This window comes from Streptomyces sp. SID13031 (assembly GCF_010548305.1).
Taxonomy (GTDB): domain Bacteria; phylum Actinomycetota; class Actinomycetes; order Propionibacteriales; family Kribbellaceae; genus Kribbella.
Map to the genome: position 1 here is coordinate 1 of NZ_JAAGLV010000047.1, position 1,611 is coordinate 1,611.

The window sequence follows — 1,611 nt, forward strand, 5'->3', positions numbered from 1 at the left end:
GGCGGTTTCAAGGGGTCGTTGCAACACCGCCTTGGTTTCTAGGTGGTGAGTAGATCACGCAAGCGCTCGGCTGGGGTGTCCCAGTCGAGTGTTTTGCGTGGTCGGGCGTTGAGTTCTTGGGCGACGTGTTCGAGGTCTTCGGGGCCGTGGACGGACAGGTCGGTGCCTTTGGGGAAGTACTGGCGCAGGAGCCCGTTGGTGTTCTCGTTGGTGCCGCGCTGCCACGGTGAGTGTGGGTCGCAGAAGTAGACGGCGATGTCGGTGGCGATCGTGAACTGTTTGTGGCGGGCCATCTCGCTGCCTTGGTCCCAGGTCAGCGAACCGCGCAGGTGCTCGGGCAGGGTCTGCATCGCTTTGATGAGGCCGTCACGGACCGGCTCGGCTTCGTGGCTGCCGGGCAGGTGGACCAGCAGCGTGTAGCGGGTGGTGCGCTCGACCAGGGTCGCGATCGCGGACTGGTTGCCTTCGCCCATGATCAGGTCGCCTTCCCAATGACCGGGAACCGCGCGGTCTTCGACCTCGGCAGGGCGCTCAGAGATCATGATCATCTCGTCGACGAACCGGGGCTGGCGCTGGTCGGGCCGGCGTTGGGGTTTGCGGCGGGTGCGGCCGGTCCGCAACGCGTCGGCGACTTCGCGTTTGAGGCCGCCGCGGGCCTGGAAATACAGGGCTTGGTAGATCGTTTCGTGGCTCACTCGCATGCTCTCGTCGTCGGGGAAGTCTTTGACGAGCCTGTTCGAGATCTGTTCTGGTGACAACTTCTGTTTCAGGTCCAGCTCGACCCTGGCCCGCAGTACGGGATCGGTGACCAGTTTCGAGGTCTTGGGCCGGGCCCGGGCGGTCGCGGCGTCTCGGTGGGCCTGGTGCGGCAGGTAGATCCCCTCGATGCTGTGAGCGCTGACCTCGCGCGACACCGTGGACTTGTTCTTCCCGATGCCGACCGCGATCGCGGTCAACGTGTGCTTGTTGACCAGCCCGTCAGCGATCGCCAACCGCTCATCCAACGACAGGTAGCGGTCGCTGATCACCACATCAACAGGTCGAGGCATGGAAGTCAGATACCGGGTTCCGGTGTCGTAGTCCACGACCAGCCCGTCCGGGTAGATCCGCGTGTTGTTGCTCCTGCGGACCCCGTAATGCCAGTCCCTGCCCGTGCGCACGTTCACGCCCACCTCCCCAGCCGCGCGGGCGATCGACCAACCCGCCTCGACCAACTCGGCGAACCGGGCCTTCGCCTGTGCCTTGCCCCTCACGGCCGTTACCGCCGAGACCAGCCCTGCCGCGACGAGAATCCGTCGAGCAGCGTTCTGACTCAACCCGCCAGCGACCGCGGCACGCTTGATACTCGCTGACTGCCCGAACACCACGATGACCTGCTCACGCACCGCCGCCGTGATGACCGTTCGCCGAGCCGATCCCCGACCACGAGCCCGCAAGATCTCATAGCCACGCCCACGCCTGATCCCCAACGACTCGCACGCCGCCGTAACCGAAACCCCCGCATCCACCAACCGCAACAACGCATCACCGTGACACTCAAAGTCCTCCACAAACGACATGGCCGCCGCAACTCCTCAAATCAAGGTGTTGCGACGACCATGAGAACCCGCC

The 1,611-nt window shown here is 64.9% G+C and carries 1 protein-coding gene; it reads right to left on the bottom strand.

Translation table 11 applies throughout. The annotated features are described in order from the left end of the window. Positions 1–38: 38 nt before the first annotated feature. Positions 39–1,049, bottom strand: a complete 1,011-nt coding sequence (locus tag G3I17_RS39155; RefSeq protein ID WP_239063343.1) for an IS30 family transposase — start codon at positions 1,047–1,049, stop codon at positions 39–41. Between the last annotated feature and the right edge of the window lie 562 nt (positions 1,050–1,611).

Excerpts from the sequence above, each read along its gene's own strand:
- G3I17_RS39155 (WP_239063343.1), bottom strand. The coding sequence starts at position 1,049 with ATGCCTCGACCTGTTGATGTGGTGATCAGCGACCGCTACCTGTCGTTG.